At 56.9% G+C, this 3,068-nt stretch carries 3 protein-coding genes and 1 pseudogene; 3 read left to right on the top strand and 1 reads right to left on the bottom strand.

The window, feature by feature from the left end; translation table 11 throughout:
* The 3 genes and pseudogenes from IQ22_RS22955 to IQ22_RS22950 all read left to right on the top strand — a co-directional run.
* Window positions 1–1,066: MFS transporter (locus tag IQ22_RS22955; protein ID WP_244309427.1), on the top strand; the 1,066-nt coding region annotated here is incomplete at its 5' end.
* A complete protein-coding gene (locus IQ22_RS23785; protein ID WP_244309425.1) occupies window positions 1,056–1,265 on the top strand; it encodes a hypothetical protein in 210 nt (69 codons plus the stop codon). The genes IQ22_RS22955 and IQ22_RS23785, both read left to right, overlap by 11 nt.
* 155 nt (window positions 1,266–1,420) lie before the next feature.
* Window positions 1,421–2,308 (top strand): annotated as a pseudogene (locus IQ22_RS22950) (transposase).
* Window positions 2,309–2,563: 255 nt separating this feature from the next.
* Here the strand turns inward: IQ22_RS22950 and IQ22_RS22945 are convergent.
* Window positions 2,564–2,869, bottom strand: coding sequence for an ArsR/SmtB family transcription factor (locus IQ22_RS22945; RefSeq protein ID WP_145146111.1), 306 nt, complete (start codon window positions 2,867–2,869; stop codon window positions 2,564–2,566).
* Window positions 2,870–3,068 lie beyond the last annotated feature (199 nt).

Raw genomic sequence — 3,068 nt, 5'->3', positions numbered from 1 at the left:
GCGCTGGCTCGTTACCTGGCAAGCGAGCAGGGCCGCGATGCGGCGCAGATCGCCCTGGTCGGTGCGGTGGCCGATGCCTACTTCGCCCAGCGCCTGGCCAACGAGCAACGGCAACTGCCGCGTGCTGCTCACCGGGCTGGCCGTGTTCGGCTTCGCCTCGCTGCTGGCAGCCTTCGCGCCAACCCCATCCATGCTCATTGGCGCACGGGCGCTGCTGGCTCTCGGCGGTTCGATGATCATGCCCTGCGTGTTGGGTATCATTCGCCGCATCTTCGAGGACGAAAGCGAGCGCGTCATGGCCCTGGCCCTATGGGGCATAGTCGGCGCCGCTGGCGCCGCGCTCGGGCCATTGATCGGCGGTGCGCTGCTGGAGCACTTCTGGTGGGGCTCGGCTTTTCTGATCAACGTGCCGATCATGCTGGTGGTCGTGCCGCTGGTGTTCCTCCTGCTGTCGCGCACGGAGCAAACCACGCCAAGTAGCTGGGCGCTTGGCCAGGCGTTGCTGCTGATCGCCGGCATGCTGGCGCTCGTGTACGGCATCAAGGCCTCTGTCGGGGCCACGCAACCGATCCTGGCTGGGGTGATCATGGCCGTGGTGGCGACCGGCGCGTTGGCTGGGGTCGAGCTGACGCTGGCGCAGGAGTTGCAATACGTGCTGGGCAGAACGCCACTGCAGGCAAGCATATTCATGATTCCGATCATGGCCGCTGCCGTCGTCGGTGGCCCAATTGCCAGCTACCTGTCCAACCTGTGCGGCCTGCGTCTGGTGGCTAGTGCGTCGCTGGGGTTGTCCGCCGTGGCCTTGGCCTTCCTGGCCCTGGCCGACTTCCGCCAGCCAGGTTTCGGCGTACCAGCGATGCTGGCGCTACTGGGCCTGACCCTCAGCATCGGTCTGACGGCGTCGTCCATCGCCATCATGGGCTCGGTGGACGCCAGTAAGGGCGCGGCGGCGGGTGCGCTCGAGGCCACCGGCTATGAGTTGGGCACCGGCTTAGGGATCACTCTTTTTGGTATGTTCATGTCTAATATATTTAGCCGCATGATCTCGCTACCGAGTGGATTTTGAAAAGTCCCTAGCCGAGCGTGCGGCGCGCTCGATTGGCGATAGCTTTGTCGTCGCTTATAGCTTGATTGAGCTTCACTGCGCTGCTCTGATTGAAGCGGCTAAAGAAGCGTTTTCAGCTGCGCATGGGATAGTGCTGATGACTTCCTCGGCAATGATGGGAGTTTTAGCAGTCTTCGTGTTCATCATGCTCAGCGGCTAAAGGGGAAAAAATAGCCAAGAATTGGTTCGTGACACCGAAGTTGAATAGCCTCTAAGTTTGCATCTTTGAAATAACAGCTTCTGGCCTAAAATGTGTAAAAACGCCCGTACAACCCCTTGCTATGATTTCTGAGAGTTTCATAGCAAGGGAGGCTCATGAAACGGTTTATCCAGGGTGAACAGCGAGGTCAAAGCACCTTACCTCTCGAAAGCCTCGACGACTACGTCAGTAATACCAATCCGGTGCGAGTGGTTGATGATCGACGGCAGCAAATTCAAGGCAGTTAACAATCTCGACCGCAGCTTCACCAGTGCCAAACTGAAGCGGCAAATGGAAGAAATTGAATCTAGCATCAACCGTTACCTCATGGCGCTCGACACCCAGCATCATTTGAGCGTTGCTCATGAGGTCACCAACGTTGGTTTAGACCGCGCCCAACTCAGCTTGATGGCGAAGCAGGCAGGGGAGGCGATAGCATCAGAAATGCTGTCGGCTGTAGCTGATCGAGGTTACTGCGAGAGCGAGGAAATTCTGGCTTGCCACGACGCCATTATCATCGCCTATGTCCCTAAACCAATGACCTCGGCAGACAAAGCCGACGAGCGCCTCAACAATGATGCCTTTATCTACGATTCGGCGAAAAACGAATACATCTGTCCGGCTGGATAGGCGCTGATTTGGCGTTTCGCCAGCGTTGAAAAAGATATGAAGCTGCACCGGTACTGGAGTTTGAAATGCCAAGGTTGCGCTTTGAAATTGCAATGCAGACCGAGCAAGCAACGACGGGTCCGGCGATGGGAACAAAGCGGTATTGGAGGAAATGCAGAGCCGGCTGAGTAACGCACCTGAGATGATGCGAGTCCGAAACGAACTGTTGAACCTCCCTTCGGGACGCTCAAACAATGGATGGCGCAACGCATTTCTTGACTTGTAGGCCGCCCGCCGTCAGCACGGAGATGAGCCTGAATGTGCTCGCCTATAACTTGAAGCGAGTCATGAACATTCTGGGAGCCAGCGGTTTGATAAAGGCGATGTCGGCCTAAAAAACCGCTTTATGCATCGCCCTAGATGTCTCAGAACGAGTCGAGACACATCCTACGCTGTTACCGATGCACTCTATAGCGATGACCAGCGTTGTCGGTCAGCAACAGGGATCGACACCGAACACCGGCTAGCAACGTTTTTACACACTCTGGGCTAGAAACGAATGCTCAGAGAAGGAAACGTAAATCTACCCCCAATTTTCATCTGATGGTTACGCTTTAGCAGCTGGCAAAGACCTGGCGCGTGCCGGCTGCTCAGATGGCCTTTTCAAGAGCCTCGAGCAGCAGAGCGATCTTACTCTCGTTCCTTTTGTAGTAAGTCCAAGGACCGATGCGCTGCGAAGTCACTAGCTGCGCGCGCTGTAGAGCGGCTAAATAGTTCGAAACGGTCGACTGGGACAGTCCAACGCGCTCCTGGATGATGCTGACGCAGACACCCAGCTGCTCGGGATCGGCCTCCTGTTCCGGGAAGTTTTTCTTAGGGTCCTTCAGCAAGGTAAGAATGGCTAACCGGGTAGGGTTGTCCAACGCCTTCAGCGCTTCACTAACGTCTATGGTCATATTCGCAGCGGGTAATGGGTTTTCGCGATCTTACGATACTTTGCGCCGAATCGCTGCGTGCCCTGGGTTACAGTGCACGCAGCGAGCGATTCAGCCTGTGTGGGCTGGGTAGTCGATGTAGCCCTTTTCCGTGCCGCCGTACATGCTGCTCGGGTCGAGAGCGTTCAGCTGCCAACCGTTGGCGAAACGCACCGGCAGG

Source organism: Pseudomonas duriflava, from assembly GCF_007830155.1.
GTDB lineage: Bacteria > Pseudomonadota > Gammaproteobacteria > Pseudomonadales > Pseudomonadaceae > Chryseomonas > Chryseomonas duriflava.
This window is presented reverse-complemented; position numbering and strand designations above follow the sequence as displayed.